The following is a 16,587-nucleotide window of genomic DNA, read 5'->3' as shown; positions in this document are numbered from 1 at the left end:
CGCCTGCGGCGCGCCGGCTCAGCCGCCTGCGAGGCGTCAAAGCATCGGGTCGATGATGGCCGACATTTCCGCAATCGACAACGCACCCTTGTAGGTTTTCCCGTTGATGAAGAAGGTGGGCGTGGAATCCACCTTGAATTCGTCCGCGCCGCGCTTTTGCACCGCCCTGACATCGTCCAGAAGCTTTTGGTCCGTCAAGCAGGCGTTGAAGGTCTCCTGTGTAAAACCGGCCAGCTTGGAAATCTGCAACAGCGAGTCCTTGACGTTTTCCACCGCGACCCAACTGTCCTGCTGCTTGAACAGCACGTCGACCATGGCGAAATAATTGTCGCCCGAGCAGCGCGCCAGCATGAAGCCTGCCTCGGCGCGCGGATCGAACGGGAATTCGCGCAGGATGTAGCGGACCTTGCCGGTGTCGATATATTTCGTCTTGAGCTCGGGATAGGTCGTCTCGGCGAAGTGCGCGCAGTGCGGGCAGGTCATCGAGGCGTATTCGACGATGGTGACCTTGGCGTCGTCCTTGCCGAGCGACTTCTCCGGCAGCGCGCCAGGCTTCAGCAGTTGCGCCATGTCGACATTGCCGGCCGATTCCGGCGCGGCGGCCGCAGGCGTCGCGGGCGCTGCCGTATCCGTTGCTGTGGACGCAGCAGGCTGCGCCGGCGCTGCCGGCTTGGCATCCGCGGCATTCGCCTCCTCGCCGGAATCGCTGCAGGCTGCAAGCGCAAGCGCCGCAGGCACGGCGGCCAGCGTGGACAGGACGGTTCTGCGGGACAAGGGTCGGATCATGCGAATCACCTGACAGGAAATTGATTTTGCAATGCTGAAGCACGAAAAGGCGAGAGTTGGCGGGAATTAAGGCATTGCCGTCCCCAATCCAATCGGCAATTTTTCTTACCGCGATCACGAATATGCGAGAATTACTTCTTCTCGCCGAGAATGGAGGCCCCAAGCCGCTCCAGCGAGGCGCGCAGATCGTCATCCTCGATCTTGCCAACTGTGCGGGACAATTTCGACTTTTCGCCATCTGAAAGCGGCCTCGGGCGCGGTCTCGGCTTTGCTACCGGCCCACTCAACGGTTTCTGCACGATCTTCAGACGGCCGACGGCGTTGAAGCCGAGAAAGGAATTGACGCGCCCGATGACCTCACCGGTCTGGTGCTGCAGATGCAGCGCCGCCATGCCCTCGCTGGCGACGACCAGCGTCGCCGGCTCGAACGGATCGTCATCATGCAGGCGGCGGGGCCAGTTGATCTTTTCCGGGCGCGAACTGGTCGCCAGCTTCGGGCCGACGATTTCCTCCCACGATTGCACCAGCGCCACCGAGATTCCGGCGCGCTTGCGCAACATCGGGTCGAGGATTTCAGTCGCCAGATCGCTGACGGGAACGGGGTTGCCGAAAGGCCTTTTCCCTGCCATGCGTTCTCCTGATGCCGGTCAAACGGCGAAGGCCGGTTGCCTCGATCAATGACACCGCAACGCCCCATCCGCAAGCCCGCAAAGGCCCGGGACGACGATCTCGCCGGCCGGCTGCTCGACTGGTACGACGCGCATCACCGCGAACTGCCGTGGCGTATTCCGCCGCGCGATCTCGCCGCCGGCGTGCTGCCGGACCCATACCGCGTCTGGCTTTCCGAGGTCATGCTGCAACAAACGACGGTCGAGGCGGTGAAGGCTTATTTCACCGCCTTTACCGCCAGATGGCCGACCGTTTCGGCGCTCGCGGCGGCAAGCAATGACGACGTGATGAAGGCCTGGGCCGGGCTCGGCTATTATTCGCGCGCCCGCAACCTGAAGGCCTGCGCCGATCTGGTCGCCGCGCAAGGCGGGACATTCCCGGACACCGAGGATGGCTTGCGCGCCCTGCCCGGCATTGGCGCCTATACGGCGGCGGCGATCGCGGCGATCGCCTTCGGCCGTCCGGCGGCGGTGGTCGATGGAAATGTCGAGCGGGTGGTGGCGCGGCTGCGTTCCATTGCGACGCCGCTGCCGGAGGCCAAGCGCGAAATCCGGCTGCATGTCGAAGAGATGGCGCCACGGGTTCGCCCGGGCGATTTCGCCCAGGCCATGATGGACCTCGGCGCGACGATCTGTACGCCGAAGCGGCCGAAATGCATGTTTTGCCCGGTGCGCGAGGATTGCAGCGCGCTCGCAAGCGGCGACCCGGAGTTTTACCCGGTGCGGCCTGCGAAATCCGAAAAGCCCCTGCGGCGCGGCGCGGCTTTCGTCGCGGTGCGCGGCGACGGCGCGATCCTGTTGCGCAAGCGTCCCGACAAGGGCCTGCTCGGCGGCATGACCGAGGTGCCAGGCACGGCCTGGACCGCTCGCCTCGACGGCGAGACTGGCGTAGAGGCTGCACCCTTCCCGGCGGACTGGCGGCACCGGGGCAGCATCTCGCATGTGTTCACGCATTTTTCGCTCGATCTCACAGTCTATGCGGCGGATGTCGGCGAGATGCCTGCTCCCGCCGGCCATTTCTGGTCGCGGCCAGGCTGGCTCAATGACGAAGCCTTGCCCACCGTCATGAAAAAAGCCATCGAAGCCGCGATCCCCGGCGCGACGAAACGAAGCCAGTAACGAGGAAGCATGACCGAAATCCGCCACATCGTCTTCGACATCGGCAAGGTGCTGATCCACTACGATCCGGATATTCCCTACAGCCGGCTGATCCCCGATGCGGAAGAGCGAAAGTGGTTCTTCGACACCGTCTGCACGCATGACTGGAACATCGAGCAGGATCGCGGCCGTACATGGGAAGACGCCGAGGCGCTGCTGATCGCCGAGCATCCGGCGCACGCGGACAATATCCGCGCCTTCCGCCGCCATTGGCACGAGATGGTGCCGCACGCCTATGACGGCAGCGTCGCGATCATGGAAGGGTTGATAGACGCCGGGCGCGACGTGACCATGCTGACCAATTTCGCCGCCGACACGTTCCGGGAGGCGCAGGAGCGGTTCCCGTTCCTGAAACGGCCGCGCGGCGTGACGGTCTCAGGCGAGGTCAGGGCGATCAAACCGGATCGCGAAATCTACGACCGTCATGTCCGCGCCTTCGGGCTCGAGCCGGCCGCGACCCTGTTCATCGACGACAGCCAGAAGAATGTCGACGGCGCCAAGGCGGCGGGCTGGCAGGCGGTGCTGTTCACCGACCCGGAGCGGCTCGCGCAGGACCTGAACCAGCTTGGAATCGCGGTTTGATTTGAATCGCTTCGGCTTGGCCGCTGACAAGGTGATTCAAGCGACCGCGCGGCTCACGGCGCGATTGCAACCGGTCCGGACAGGCGCTGTTAGGCCCCTGCCCGCTCCATCCCCAGCCGCGCGATGCGGCGCAGTTCGTCGATCGGCGTCAGCCCGCCGGCGCGTTCATAGTGCCAGAAGGTCCAGCCGTTGCAGGCGTCGAGGCCCTGCACCTCGGCGCCCATCCTGTGGATCGAGCCGGCGTTGTCGCCGACAGCGAGCGTGCCGTCGGCACGAACTTTGGCAGCCCAGCGCTTGCGTGTGTCGTAGAGCGTTGCGCCGGGGGTGATCAGACCGGTGTCGAGCAGGCTGACGAAAGCGACGCGCGGCTCGGCGCGCTTGCCGGACATCACGGTCAGGTCGGAAGCATTGAGCGGCTTGATCGCGGCGATGCGCTCATAGGCAGCGTCGATATACTCCTGCTCACGCTCGATGCCGACGAAATGGCGGCCGAGACGCTTGGCCACCGCGCCCGTGGTGCCGGAGCCGAAGAACGGGTCGAGCACGACGTCGCCCGGCTTGGTCGACGCCATCATGATGCGGGCGAGCAGCGCTTCCGGCTTCTGCGTCGGATGCAGCTTGTCGCCATTGTCGTTCTTGAGCCGTTCGCCGCCGGTGCAGATCGGAAACAGCCAGTCCGAGCGCATCTGCACATCGTCGTTCGATGCCTTCAGGGCATCGTAGTTGAACGTGTAGCCCTTGCCCTTCTGGTCGCGCGACGCCCAGATCATCGTCTCATGCGCGTTCTGGAAGCGGCGGCCACGGAAGTTCGGCATCGGGTTGGTCTTGCGCCAGACGATGTCGTTGAGGATCCAGAAGCCCAGGTCCTGCAGCTTCGAACCGACGCGGAAGATGTTGTGGTAGGAGCCGATGACCCAGATGGTGCCGTTCGGCTTCAGCACCCGGCGCGCCGCCAGCAGCCAGGCGCGGGTGAAGGCGTCGTAGGCCTCGAAGCTTTCGAACTGGTCCCAGTCGTCATCGACGGCGTCGACCCTTGATTGATCGGGCCGGTGCAGGTCGCCGGCAAGCTGAAGGTTGTAGGGCGGATCGGCGAAGATCACATCGACCGAATTTGCCGGCAGCCTTTCCAGCGCCGCGACGCAGTCGCCCTTGAGGATCGTATCCAGCCACTCGGCCTGGCCGGGGGCGTGGGAAAGCTCGTCGAGGAGGCGTGCGGCTGACATTGGGATACCCGGGAACGCGTTACTGTTTACTGCCCGTTATGGTTACCGTTCTGCGTAAATATTTAATGAAGCGACCGACGGAATTTGCCCGGCGCGTCCTGTTGGTGTAATGCCCGCCGCTTGCCTGCGAAGGCTACCCTCTCTTGAGATCGAACGCGGACCGCCATGCCCCAGCCAGACCTTGTCATTTTCGATTGCGACGGCGTGCTCGTCGATTCCGAAATCATCGCCGCGCGCGTCGAGGCCGACCTTCTGACGGAAGCCGGATACGAGATTTCCGCCGAGGAGATTGCCGAGACCTATGCCGGCCTCACCTTCAAGGACATCATGGTCGCGGTGGAGGAGAAGGCGCGCATCCCGTTCCAGATCTCGATGATCGACCGCGCCGAGGACCTGATCGACAAGCGGCTCAAGAAAGAAGTCCGCGCCATCGAGGGCGTCCATCAGGCGATAGCCGCGTTGACCGCGCCGCGCTGCATCTGCTCCAATTCCCGCGGCGAGCGCATCGAGTTCATGCTGGAGAGGACCCAGCTCCTGCCGCTCTTTGCCGGTCGAATCTTCTCGGCGCTGGAGACACCCACGGGCAAGACGAAGCCGGCGCCCGACGTTTTCCTGCACGCCGCCGATACACTGGGCGCGAACCCCGCGAACACCTTCGTCATCGAGGATTCGGTGCATGGCGTCACCGGCGGACGGTCTGCCGGTATGCGGGTGATCGGCTTCACCGGCGCCTCGCACAGCTATCCCGGTCATGCCGATGCGCTGACCGAAGCCGGTGCCGAAACCGTCATTCGCCGCTGGGCGGATTTGAAAAGCGTGCTGGACGCGCTCTCCGCTTGGTCCGACGCCTGAGGATGGTGAAGAGGCGGCGGCCGCCGCCTCTTGCCTGCAACCGCCGCGATTATCCGCGCGGGATATCCGACATGGTGCCTTGAGTGCCCTGTGGCTGTGCGGGCTGGGGAGCCTGCCGCGCCGGTTTTCTCACCCGGCGAACGGCGCGCTTCGGCTCGTCGCTCTTCTTGGCCTTGGGCGGACCTTCGTCGAAGCCGGCATATGCCTGATATTCCCTGCCGGTCGGGATCGGCACGCTGACATTGGCGTCGGTGAAGACAAACTGGGTGGCCGCGGAGGTGTCGGAAACCTGGACCTTGTACTGATGCAGCTGGCTGTAGAGAACCTCGCCACCGCGTGTCACCGCCACCCGGATCGGCATGGTCACGGTGCCCGCGGCCGCCTGCGGACCCGGCACCACCCTGCCGGCAACGGCGATCGTCATCGTCAGCGCGCCGGTGGCGCGGCTGCAGCTGCGGGTGACGTCGGAAATGGATGCCTGATAGGCGAGCTTGGCCGGATCGTCCTGGCCGCCCTTGGCATAGGTGCTGAAATAGGCGGTGCCTTCGCGCAGCGTCACTTTCGGGCAAAAGCCCTCCAGCTCGCTCGACCGGGTCTTGCCATCTGGCGCGGCCGCCGTCTGGGCGGCCGGCGCGGCGCCGGACTTGCCGTCGACGTTCAGAACACTGGCACTGTCACTGGATTGGCAACCGCTGGCGGCCAGAACAAAGCCGGATAAGGCCAGACCGGCAAAAAAGCGGCTGCTGAACGAACGAAACACCATGAACTGCACTTCCCTCTCGTAAAGCTGCTGTCCTATAGCAACGCGGCGGCAAAAATGCGACTGAGTGCGCCCAGAAAATTTACCTTGATCCGGCCAAGGATGCGGCCGGGCGGCAATGGACGGTCGGAAATGCGTTATGTAAGCACGCGCGGCGAAGCACCGGTGCTTGGTTTCTCGGATGCCATCCTGACGGGCCTGGCGCGCGACGGCGGGCTCTATGTTCCGCAGGAATGGCCGCATTTCTCGGCGGACGACATCCGGGCGATGCGCGGCCTGCCCTATGCCGACCTGGCGATCCGCGTGCTGACGCCTTTCGTCGGCGGCGAGATTTCCGCGCCGTTGTTCGAAACGCTGGTGCGCGAAGCCTACGCCACCTTCCGGCATGAGGCGGTCTGCCCGCTGGTGCAAATCGGGGCCAACACATTCGTGCTGGAGCTTTTCCACGGGCCGACACTGGCGTTCAAGGATGTGGCCATGCAGTTGCTGGCGCGGCTGATGGACCATGTGCTGACCGAGCGCGACCAGCGTGCGACGATCGTCGGCGCTACCTCCGGCGATACGGGCGGCGCGGCGATCGACGCTTTCGCCGGCCGCGACCGCACCGACATCTTCATCATGTTCCCGCATGGCCGCGTGTCGCCTGTCCAGCAGCGGCAGATGACGACCTCGCAGGCGGCCAATGTCCATGCGCTGGCCATCGAAGGCAATTTCGACGACTGCCAGGGCCTGCTCAAGGACATGTTCAACGACCACGGCTTCCGCGACCGGGTGGCGCTGTCGGGCGTCAACTCCATCAACTGGGCGCGAATCATGGCCCAGATCGTCTATTATTTCTCCTCGGCCATTTCGCTCGGCGCGCCCGACAGGCCGGTTTCGTTCACCGTGCCGACCGGCAATTTCGGCGACATCTTCGCCGGCTACGCCGCCAAGCGCATGGGCCTGCCCATCGAGCGGCTGGTGATCGCCACCAACGACAACGACATTCTGGCGCGCACCATCGAAAGCGGCGAGTACCGCACGAGGGGCGTCGTGCCGACCACCTCGCCGTCGATGGACATCCAGGTTTCATCCAATTTCGAACGGCTGCTTTTCGAAGCGGCCGGCCGCGATGCGGAGAGCGTGCGGCGCTACATGAATTCGCTCAAGCAATCCGGCGCTTTCACGGTTGAAAGCAGTGAGATCGCCGCCATTCGCGCCGAATTCGGCGCCGGCCGGGCCGATGTGGGGCAAACGGCGGCGACGATCAAGGAGACGCTTGCGGCTAGCGGCTACCTTCTCGACCCGCACACGGCCGCGGCGGTGCATGTGGCTGGCGGGCAGGCATTGTCGGGCACGCCGATGGTCGTTCTCGGCACCGCGCATCCGGCGAAATTTCCCGCCGCGGTCGAAGCCGCCTGCGGGATCTCTCCGGCCCTTCCGGCATGGCTCGCCGGAATGATGGATTTTGATGAAAACTACGCGGTACTTCCATCAGAGGTAAAAATGGTGGAAGATTACATCAGCCGCCGAGCACGAGCGGCGCGTTAGGGAGTTTCTATATGGGTGTTGAGGTAAGCCGTCTGTCGAACGGCCTGACAGTCGCCACCGAAACCCTTCCAAGCATCGAATCCGTCGCCCTCGGGGTCTGGGTCAAGTCCGGCGCCCGCAACGAACGCGACGAAGAGCACGGAATGGCGCATCTGCTTGAACACATGGCGTTCAAGGGCACGAAGCGACGCAACGCATTCCAGATTGCTTCCGAGATCGAAGATGTCGGCGGCGAGATCAATGCCGCGACCAGCGTCGAAACGACATCGTTCTATGCGCGCGTGCTGGTGGACGACATGCCGCTGGCGGTCGATATCCTGGCCGACATTCTGCAGGAATCGGAGTTCGATCCGGAAGAATTGCGCCGAGAGCAGCATGTGATCCTGCAGGAGATCGGCGCCGCCCACGACACGCCGGACGACATCGTGTTCGACCGTTTCACCGAAACGGCGTTCCGTCACCAGACAATCGGCCGTTCGATCCTCGGCACACCCGAAACCGTCAAATCCTTCACCTCGAAGCAGCTTCACGACTTCATGGAGCGCCAGTACGGGGCGGAGCGCATGGTGGTGGTCGCGGCCGGCGACGTGAAGCACGACGAGTTCGTCCGGGAAGTCGAAAAGCGGCTGGGTGGCTTCCGGCAGAAGGCTGAGAGCACATTGCCGCAATATGCGCAGTATGTCGGCGGCGACTTCCGCGAAAACCGCGACCTGATGGATGCGCAGATCGTTCTCGGTTTCGAAGGCCGCGCCTATCATGTGCGCGACTTCTACGCTTCGCAGGTGCTGTCGATGATCCTCGGCGGCGGCATGTCCTCGCGTCTCTTCCAGGAAGTGCGCGAGAAGCGCGGCCTTTGTTATTCGGTCTACGCGTTTCACTGGGGCTTTTCCGACACCGGCATATTCGGCGTCCATGCCGCCACCGGGCAAAGCGACATCGCCAAGCTGGTTCCCGTCATCATCACCGAACTGGAGCGCACCGGCGAAAATATCCTGCAGGAAGAACTGGACCGCGCCCGCGCCCAATATCGCGCCGGGCTGATCATGTCGGCCGAAAGCCCGGCGAGCCGCGCCTCGCAGATCGCGCGCCAGCTCCTTCTTTTCGGGCGGCCTATTCCCAAGGAAGAGCTGATGGAACGGCTTTCGGCGTTGACCGTCGGCCGCCTTACCGACCTGTCGTCGCGGATTTTCACAACCAAGCCGACGCTGACAGCGGTCGGTCCGGTTGGAACCCTTGCGCCATACGAAGCGATCCTCGATGCGCTGCCCGGTGTTCAACCGGCGGCGCGCAAGCTCGCCGGCTGATTTCTCCGAGGCCAATGTGTTCGCGCTCCCTTTCTTCCGCCGCGACCTGCCGGCGCTGAAGGGCGAAAAGGTAACGCTGCGTCTGCCTCTGGCGAACGACTATCAGGAGTGGGCGGCGCTGCGAGGCAAAAGCAGAGGCTTCCTCGAACGCTGGGAACCGCGCTGGACCCCCGATGAGCTGGAGCGTACGGCGTGGCGTCACCGCATCGGCCGCTACCGCGAAGACCATGCGCAGGGCATAGCCATCGCGTTCTTCATCCTCGACCGCAACACGGGAAGACTTGCCGGCGGCATTACGCTCGGCAATATCCGTCATGGCGTCGCCCAGAGCGGGCATATCGGCTACTGGATCGGCGAGCCTTTTTCCGGCCGCGGCCTGATGACGGACGCGGTAAACGTGCTTGCCCGCTTCGCCTTCGATACGCTGAGGTTGCACCGCATCGAAGCAGCCTGTATTCCCGACAATGCCCGTTCTATCCGGGTGCTTGAAAAAGCCGGATTTCAGCGCGAAGGACTTCTGCGGTCCTATCTCAAGATCAACGGTACGTGGCAGGACCACTACCTCTACGCTCGCCTGGCGGAGGACTTTCCGCAAGGCGCACCGAAGCACCAGAAGGCGTAAGCAAAGGCTGATTTGTTGAGGCATTTCCTGCGAAACGGGTCGCTGCTTGCTTTCGTCATCGCGGCGATCGTGACGTTTTTCGCGGCTTCGGCCGCCTTTGCCGTCGAACCCATCAAGATTTCCCGCGACGATGTTGCGCTGGACCTATCCGGCGCGGTCGAAATCTACCGGAATCAGGGCGAGAATTTTCAGGTTTCGACCGCTCCAGGACCGGACGGCATCGTGCGGCGAATCGAAGTCGAGGCCAACGATGCCCGCTCGACCGGCGACTGGGCCGTGTTCGCGCTCGCCAATACCACCGACCAACAACTCGACCGGCTGATCGTCGCGCCGCATTTCAGGCTGGTGAATTCCGGTATCTTCTGGCCGGATCTCGGCGCCACCCGCATCGCCGCGATCACGCCGAGCGAAGGCTTTGCGCTCGATCGCCAGGGCAGCAACGACGCCGACGTTTTCCTTGTCACCCTGAACCCCGGCACCGTCGTCACCTTCATCGCCGAACTGGCTTCGCCGAAGCTACCGCAGGTTTATCTGTGGGAGCCTGAATCCTACAAGGATTCGGTCAATTCCTACACGCTGTTCCGCGGCATCGTCATCGGCATTGCCGGGCTTCTGGCGCTGTTCCTGACCATCCTTTTCGTGGTCAAGGGCACCTCGATGTTTCCCGCCACCGCCGCCCTTTCCTGGGCGGTCCTGGCCTATATCTGCGTCGATTTCGGCTTTCTGAGCAAGGTGATCGAAATTTCCCCCGGCAACGAGCAGATATGGCGGGCCGGAACCGAGGTGGCGCTGGCCACCACCTTCGTGGTCTTCCTCTTCGCCTATCTCAATCTCAACCGATGGCATGGCCATTTCAGCTATGGCGCAATCGTCTGGCTGCTGGGCCTGATCCTCATTGCCGGCGTCGCCATCATCGACCCGGCCATCGCCGCGGGCATCGCACGGCTTTCCTTCGCGGCAACAGCCGTAACCGGGCTCGGCCTCATCATCTTCCTCGGAATCCGCGGCTACGACCGCGCCATCATGCTCGTGCCCAGTTGGGTCATGGTGCTGTTATGGCTATGCGGCTCATGGATGGCCGTTACCGGCCTGCTCGACAATGATATCGCCCAGCCGGCGCTCGGCGGCGGGCTGATCCTGATCATCCTTCTGATCGGCTTTACCGTCATGCAACATGCGTTTGCCGGCGGCGCGCTGCACCAGGGTCTGTTTTCCGATCTCGAAAGGCAGGCGCTGGCGGTTTCTGGCTCCGGCGACACCGTCTGGGACTGGGACGTCCTGCGCGACCGCGTGGTGACGCGTCCGGACGTCAGCCTTCAGCTCGGCCTGGCGCCGAACAGCCTTGGCGGAGCGGCGCGCAACTGGCTGCCCGTTCTGCATGCCGACGACCGTGACACCTTCCGCACCACGCTGGACGTTGTGCTGGAACATCGACGCGGCCGCGTGTCGCAGAATTTCCGACTGCGCGGCGCGGACGGCCACTATCACTGGTTTTCCCTGCGCGCCCGGCCCGTCGTCGGGTCCGACGGCGAGGTCATCCGCTGCGTCGGCACGATGGTCGATGTCACCGAACAGAAGAAATCCGAGGAACGGCTGCTGCACGACGCCGTTCACGACAATCTGACCGGGCTGCCCAACCGCGAACTCTTCATGAACCGCCTCGAGGCGGTCATCTCGATTGCCCGCACCGAGGAAAAGGTGCGGCCGACGGTCTTCGTCATCGACATCGACCGCTTCAAGCAGGTCAATGACGGGCTCGGGATTTCGGCAGGCGACACCATCCTGCTGACCGTGGCGCGGCGGCTGCACCGGCTGCTCAAGCCGAAGGATTCGCTTTCGCGCTTCGCCGGCGACCAGTTTGCGCTGATGCTCCTGTCCGAGCAGGACCCGGCGCGTATCGCCACTGTTGCCGATGCAATCAAGCACGCGATCAGCGCGCCGATCACCTTCGCCAAGCGGGAAATCGTTCTGACGGCATCCATCGGCCTCATCACCTGGACATCGACCGAAGTTTCCGCCGAGGACATCGTCAAGGATGCCGAACTTGCCATGCATCAGGCAAAGCGCTTCGGGGGCGACCGTATCGAACCGTTCCGTCCAGCCTTCCGGACGGTCGGCACCGACCGGCTGCAGTTCGAGTCCGACCTGCGCCGCGCCATCGAGCGGCGCGAATTCACCCTCGCCTACCAGCCCATCGTGCGGCTGGAGGACAACAGCGTCGCCGGGTTCGAGGCGCTGCTGCGCTGGGATCATCCGCGCCGCGGCATGATCCCGCCGGGGGACTTCATTCCGGTGGCGGAAAGCTGCGGCGTCATCGTGCAGCTGGGTCTTTTCGCCATGCAGAAGGCGGCCGAAGACCTTGCCGGCTGGCAAAAGCAGATCGGCGACACGCCGCTTTCGGTTTCGGTCAACTTGTCGAGCCGCCAGCTCATCCGCCGCGATCTCGTCAGCGACGTGCGTTCGGTGATCGCGCGCGCCAACATCAAGCCGCGATGCCTGCGGCTCGAACTGACGGAATCGCTGGTGATGGACAATCCCGAGCAGGCCGCCCATGTGCTGGGCAAGCTCAAGCAACTGGGCATCGGCCTGTCGCTCGACGATTTCGGCACCGGCTATTCGTCGCTGTCCTACCTGACGCGCTTTCCCTTCGACACGATCAAGATCGACAAGAGCTTCGTTGACGACACGACGCCGAAACGGGCCGTTCTGCTGCGCTCCATGGTCAACATGGCGCACGAGCTTGGCCTGTCGGTCGTCGCCGAAGGCATTTCGGACCAGCGCGACGCGCTGGAGTTGCGGCAGATGGGCTGCGAATATGTCCAGAGCTTCATGTTCGGCGCGCCGATGGCGGGCGATGCCGTGGTCAAGCTGCTGAAGGAACAGTATCCCGTCGGTCAGGCGTGACCGGCGGCGAGGCTCAAATGCGCCAGATCGATGCCGATGGACGCCAGCACGCGATCGTATTTGCTTTCGATGTCGCTATCGAAGAGCAGCGCGGGCGTGGCCGGACAGGTCAGCCAGCCGTTCTCGGCGATCTCGCTTTCGAGCTGGCCAGCGCCCCAGCCGGCATAGCCGAGCGCCATCAAGGCATGACGCGGGCCCCTGCCGGCGGAAATCGCCCGCAATATATCGACGGTGGCGGTGAGGCAGATGTCGTCCGACACAGGCAGGGACGAGTCGACCCTGTAATCGCCGGTATGCAGCACGAAGCCCCTGCTGCGGTCCACCGGACCGCCGTTGCGAACGACGAAATCGCGCGTCTGCGGCGGCAGGCGAATGGCCTCCTGCTCGTTCATGATGCCAAGCTGGACCAGGAGGTCGGGAAACAGCATCTGCTGGGTCTGGTTGATGATGAGGCCGATCGCGCCCTCGTCGCTATGGGCGCAGATATAGATCACCGAGCGTGCAAAACGGTCGTCCTTCATGCCGGGCATGGCAATCAGGAACTGGTCATCCAGGAAGCCGCTTCGTGCGGCTGGCCTCTTGTGACGCAAAAGATCCATGCCGCAAGGTAACGCGTTTTGGCCTGCCTTGAAAGATGCGGGAGCAAGCCGGTTTGACCGGCGTCGTCGCACGGGTCACGCAAAAATGATGGTCGCGTGTCGGCGCCTGCGGTTGCGCCGCCACAAAGACAACGTCAAATCACCGCCATGAATAAGCTGAAAGTCCTGTCGTTCAGCCTGTTTTTTACAGTCGCGGCCTGCGGGTTCGCCTCGGCGTCGTCGTCGGCCTGGTATGAAAGCCAGGGGGGCCGCGTGCGGCTCGTCACGACGGGGACTGCCGATCAGGCGGGCCGGATACAGGGCGTTCTGGAGATCGCTCTCAAGCCGGGCTGGAAGACCTATTGGCGTGATCCGGGCGACAGTGGCGTGCCGCCGCAGATCGACGTGAACGCCAGCGCGAATGTGGCAGGCATCGACCTGTCCTTTCCCGCGCCGCAGCGCCATGACGACGGCTACGGGCAATGGGCGGGCTACGACCGTTCGGTAGCCTTGCCTGCCGTCTTCACGCTGAAATCCCCGGGCGACAAAGCGTTGATCGAAGCGCATGTGTTTCTCGGCATCTGCGAAACCATCTGTATTCCCGTGCAGACGACGCTGTCGGTCGACCCCGCCTCAGACCCCGACAACGCCGCCGACGCCCAACTCGTCAAGGCCGCGTTCGCCGCGCTGCCGCAAGCGGAGAGAAGCGATTTCCGCGCCGTCACCGTGGCAGGGGATGATGAGACGCTGAATGTCGAGGTGGCTGCTCCAGGCGCGCCGGATGCCGTGGATTTCTTCGTCGCTGGGAACCAGGATTACATGTTTGGCCCGCCGACGCGGACGGAACAGAACGGCAAGGTGCTGTTTTCCGTGCCGATCCTCGACCGGCCGGACACTATTCCCGCCGGCGCCGGGCTGCATTACACCGTGACGGGAACCACTGGCGCGGTCGAAGGGTTGCTGCCCTATCCATGACCTGGTCCTGGCGGTTGCGGCGTCAGCTTTGCTCCGCTATCGCTGCATCTGCTTTTCCACTTGCGAGGTTTTCATGACGATTTCCGTTGGCGACAAGCTGCCCGAGGCGACGTTCAAGACCATGACCGCCGATGGCGGCAAGGCCTTGAGCACGGCCGAGATATTTTCGGGCAAGAAAGTCGTGCTTTTCGCCGTTCCAGGCGCTTTCACCCCCACTTGCAGCAACAACCACCTGCCGGGCTATCTCGACAATTACGACGCCATTCTGGCGCGTGGGGTCGACACGGTGGCCGTGGTGGCGGTGAACGACCATCATGTCATGGGCGCATGGGCCCGCTTCACCGGCGGCGAAGGCAAGATCCTCTACCTCGCCGACGGCAATGGCGATTTCGTCAAGGCGCTGGGGCTGGACATGGACGCGAGTGGCGGCGGCATGGGCCTGCGCTCGAAGCGGTTTTCCATGATCGTGGATGACGGCAAGGTCGTCACCCTCAACATCGAGGGCGCGCCCGGCCAGGCGGTGGAATCGGGCGCTGTGAGAATCCTCGAGCAGCTCTGAAAATTCCATCTCGCCGCATATCCCGCGCCGGTGTCGAAAAGCCGGCCGTGAAGTCAATCACGTTCAGGAGCACCTGCATGTTGGAACTGGTCCTGCGTGGAGCCGCGATCGGTCTCGGCGCGACGGTGCTCATGGATTTGTGGGCGATAGCCCTCAATCGCGGTTTCGGGCTGCCAAGGCCGAACTGGGGCCTTGTCGGCCGCTGGGTCTGGCATCTGCGCGATGGAAAAATCTTCCACGACGCCATCGGCAATGCCGCGCCCTATTCAGGCGAGCTGGCGCTCGGTTGGGCTTTCCACTACGCGGTCGGCATCCTCTACGGGATCATTCTGGCCTTGCTTGTCGGCGTCAGCTGGTTCGTACAACCGACCTTCCTGCCGGCCTTCATCTGGAGCATTCTGACGGTCGGCGCCGGCTGGTTCCTGCTGGCGCCCGGCATGGGCGCAGGCTGGGCGTCCTCGAAAGCGCCCAATCCGACGAAGGTCCGAGTGCTCAACCTTGTCTCGCACACGGTGTTCGCGCTCGGCCTTTTCGGTTCGGCGCTGCTGATCCGCTAAGCCTGCCAGCGCCTCAATAGCTCTGGTTGGACCGCCGGACCGGCTTCTTCGCCAGGCCGGTTCGCTTGACGGAGGCGGAAGACGCGGCCGACTTCGCCGGCTTGAATGGCGCCATGCCGGCGCGGGCGAGTTCGTCGGCGCGCTCGTTCTCCGGGTGCCCGGCATGGCCCTTCACCCAGTGCCAGGTCACGGTATGACGCTTGCGCGCCTCGTCCAGCGCCTGCCACAGCTCGGCGTTCTTGACCGGCTTCTTGTCGGCCGTCTTCCAGCCATTGCGTTTCCAGCCCTCGATCCAGCCGGAAATGCCGTCCTTGACGTAGCTGCTGTCGGTGTAGAGGTCGACAACGGTGCCGTCCTTGATGGCGTTCAGCGCGCTGATCGCGGCCATCAGCTCCATGCGGTTGTTGGTCGTCAACTGCTCGCCGCCATTGAGCTCGCGCGTCGCGCCGTCATTGGCCCCTTCGCTGCGCAGGCGGAGCACCGCGCCCCAGCCGCCGGGGCCAGGGTTGCCGGAACACGCGCCGTCCGTATAGGCCTCGACGCGCCTCACGCCGTCACCGTCTCGATCTTGAGGCCATATTCCTCGGCCGAACCGATCTGCCGGTGGAAGCGCATGCGCCGCAGATATTCGAGCGGGTCCTTCTTGACCACCAGACTGCCCGCCGGCGTGTTCAGCCAGTCGTAAAGCCGGGTCAGCAGGAAGCGCAGGGCCGAGCCGCGCGCCAGTATGGGCAGCGCCTTCGCCTCCTCGGCGGAAAGCGGACGCACGGCGGTGTAGCCGCCGAGCAGCGCCATGCCCTTGGTCAGGTTGAAGGCGTTGTCCTTTTCGAAGCACCAGGCGTTGAGGCAGATGGCAATGTCGTAGGCCAGAAGGTCGGTACAGGCGAAATAGAAATCGATGACGCCCGACAGGCGCTTGCCGAGGAAAAAGACGTTGTCGGGAAAAAGATCAGCATGGATGACGCCGGATGGAAGTTCGGTCGGCCAGTTGGCTTCCAGAAAGGCCAGGTCGCTTTCCACTTCCGCGGCAAGCCCCTCTTCGACCTCGCCGGCGCGGTCGCGGGCCTTGTCCCACAGGGGCCGCCAGCCGGACACGGACAGGGCATTGTCCCGGCGCATGGCAAAATCCTGGCCGGCGAGGTGCATTTGCGCCATCGCCCTGCCAACCTCGCGGCAGTGGTCCACCGTCGGCCGCCGCATCCACATGCCTTCGAGGAAAGTGATGATCGCGGCGGGGCGACCGGCCAGTTCGCTGATGGTCTGGCCATCCTTGCGCGTGACCGGCAGCGGGCAGCTCAGGCCCTTGCCGGCGAGGTGCCGCATCAGTCCCAAAAAGAACGGCAGGTCGTCCCGGTTCACCCGCTTCTCGTACAACGTGAGGATATAGGCGCCGGTGGAGGTGTGGAGCAGGAAGTTGGAGTTTTCGACGCCTTCGGCGATGCCCTTGTAGGAGAGCAGTTCGCCGATGCCATAGTGCTCAAGGAAAGCAGCGAGCTCGATCTCGCCGATGTCGGTGTAGACGGCCATGC

17 protein-coding genes are annotated in these 16,587 nt (G+C 63.9%); 10 read left to right on the top strand and 7 right to left on the bottom strand.

Going from position 1 to position 16,587, the window contains the following annotated elements; translation table 11 throughout:
* Positions 1–36: 36 nt before the first annotated feature.
* The gene (locus ASD44_RS01405) at positions 37–786 is read right to left on the bottom strand and encodes a DsbA family protein (protein ID WP_056107798.1); all 750 of its coding nucleotides are present in this window, start codon (positions 784–786) and stop codon (positions 37–39) included.
* 131 nt (positions 787–917) lie between these two features.
* Positions 918–1,415: a DUF721 domain-containing protein gene (locus ASD44_RS01400; protein WP_056107795.1), complete on the bottom strand. Its 498-nt coding sequence runs from the start codon at positions 1,413–1,415 to the stop codon at positions 918–920.
* 48 nt (positions 1,416–1,463) lie between these two features.
* On the opposite strand from ASD44_RS01400, the gene mutY reads away from it, so the two are divergent.
* Positions 1,464–2,573: an A/G-specific adenine glycosylase gene (gene mutY, locus ASD44_RS01395; protein WP_056107792.1), complete on the top strand. Its 1,110-nt coding sequence runs from the start codon at positions 1,464–1,466 to the stop codon at positions 2,571–2,573.
* Between the two features lie 9 nt (positions 2,574–2,582).
* Positions 2,583–3,194, top strand: coding sequence for an HAD family phosphatase (locus ASD44_RS01390; RefSeq protein WP_056107786.1), 612 nt, complete (start codon positions 2,583–2,585; stop codon positions 3,192–3,194).
* Positions 3,195–3,283: 89 nt separating this feature from the next.
* Here ASD44_RS01390 and ASD44_RS01385 read toward each other — a convergent pair whose 3' ends face one another.
* Positions 3,284–4,417, bottom strand: a complete 1,134-nt coding sequence (locus ASD44_RS01385; RefSeq protein WP_056107785.1) for a site-specific DNA-methyltransferase — start codon at positions 4,415–4,417, stop codon at positions 3,284–3,286.
* Between the two features lie 165 nt (positions 4,418–4,582).
* Here ASD44_RS01385 and ASD44_RS01380 point away from each other — a divergent pair, with 165 nt between their 5' ends.
* Positions 4,583–5,269, top strand: coding sequence for an HAD family hydrolase (locus tag ASD44_RS01380; protein WP_056107782.1), 687 nt, complete (start codon positions 4,583–4,585; stop codon positions 5,267–5,269).
* Positions 5,270–5,318: 49 nt separating this feature from the next.
* On the opposite strand, the gene ASD44_RS01375 is transcribed toward ASD44_RS01380, so the two are convergent.
* Positions 5,319–6,032 (bottom strand): hypothetical protein, encoded by a 714-nt coding sequence (locus tag ASD44_RS01375; RefSeq protein ID WP_310180477.1) that lies wholly within the window; start codon positions 6,030–6,032, stop codon positions 5,319–5,321.
* Between the two features lie 129 nt (positions 6,033–6,161).
* Here ASD44_RS01375 and thrC point away from each other — a divergent pair, with 129 nt between their 5' ends.
* Genes thrC through ASD44_RS01355 form a run of 4 tightly spaced genes read left to right on the top strand, consistent with a single transcriptional unit; the run spans position 6,162 to position 12,389 of the window.
* Positions 6,162–7,559, top strand: coding sequence for a threonine synthase (gene thrC / locus ASD44_RS01370; RefSeq protein ID WP_056115201.1), 1,398 nt, complete (start codon positions 6,162–6,164; stop codon positions 7,557–7,559).
* An 11-nt stretch (positions 7,560–7,570) separates the two neighbouring features.
* On the top strand, positions 7,571–8,863 hold the full coding sequence (locus ASD44_RS01365; RefSeq protein ID WP_056107778.1) for a pitrilysin family protein: 1,293 nt from the start codon (positions 7,571–7,573) through the stop codon (positions 8,861–8,863).
* A 16-nt stretch (positions 8,864–8,879) separates the two neighbouring features.
* Positions 8,880–9,485: a GNAT family protein gene (locus tag ASD44_RS01360; RefSeq protein WP_056115198.1), complete on the top strand. Its 606-nt coding sequence runs from the start codon at positions 8,880–8,882 to the stop codon at positions 9,483–9,485.
* A gap of 15 nt (positions 9,486–9,500) precedes the next feature.
* Positions 9,501–12,389 (top strand): EAL domain-containing protein, encoded by a 2,889-nt coding sequence (locus ASD44_RS01355; RefSeq protein WP_056107775.1) that lies wholly within the window; start codon positions 9,501–9,503, stop codon positions 12,387–12,389.
* Here ASD44_RS01355 and ASD44_RS01350 read toward each other — a convergent pair.
* Positions 12,380–12,988 (bottom strand): YqgE/AlgH family protein, encoded by a 609-nt coding sequence (locus tag ASD44_RS01350; protein WP_056107772.1) that lies wholly within the window; start codon positions 12,986–12,988, stop codon positions 12,380–12,382. The two genes, ASD44_RS01355 and ASD44_RS01350, sit on opposite strands and share 10 nt — an antisense overlap.
* A gap of 147 nt (positions 12,989–13,135) precedes the next feature.
* Between ASD44_RS01350 and ASD44_RS01345 the strand changes: the two genes are divergently transcribed.
* The 3 genes from ASD44_RS01345 (at position 13,136) to ASD44_RS01335 (ending at position 15,058) form a co-directional block, all read left to right on the top strand.
* A complete protein-coding gene (locus ASD44_RS01345) occupies positions 13,136–13,942 on the top strand; it encodes a protein-disulfide reductase DsbD domain-containing protein (RefSeq protein ID WP_056107769.1) in 807 nt (268 codons plus the stop codon).
* Between the two features lie 73 nt (positions 13,943–14,015).
* The gene (locus ASD44_RS01340; protein WP_056107767.1) at positions 14,016–14,501 is read left to right on the top strand and encodes a peroxiredoxin; all 486 of its coding nucleotides are present in this window, start codon (positions 14,016–14,018) and stop codon (positions 14,499–14,501) included.
* A gap of 77 nt (positions 14,502–14,578) precedes the next feature.
* The gene (locus ASD44_RS01335) at positions 14,579–15,058 is read left to right on the top strand and encodes a DUF2938 domain-containing protein (protein ID WP_056107764.1); all 480 of its coding nucleotides are present in this window, start codon (positions 14,579–14,581) and stop codon (positions 15,056–15,058) included.
* 13 nt (positions 15,059–15,071) lie between these two features.
* Here the strand turns inward: ASD44_RS01335 and rnhA are convergent, their stop codons facing one another.
* Positions 15,072–15,608, bottom strand: a complete 537-nt coding sequence (gene rnhA, locus ASD44_RS01330) for a ribonuclease HI (RefSeq protein WP_056107763.1) — start codon at positions 15,606–15,608, stop codon at positions 15,072–15,074.
* Entirely contained in the window at positions 15,605–16,585 is a 981-nt protein-coding gene (locus tag ASD44_RS01325) for a homoserine kinase (RefSeq protein WP_056107760.1), read from the bottom strand. Before ASD44_RS01325 ends, rnhA begins: the two co-directional genes overlap by 4 nt.
* Positions 16,586–16,587: the final 2 nt, after the last annotated feature.

Source organism: Mesorhizobium sp. Root554, from assembly GCF_001427025.1.
GTDB lineage: Bacteria > Pseudomonadota > Alphaproteobacteria > Rhizobiales > Rhizobiaceae > Mesorhizobium.
The sequence above is the reverse complement of the archived record's forward strand: the minus strand, read 5'-3'. Positions and strand labels throughout refer to the sequence as shown.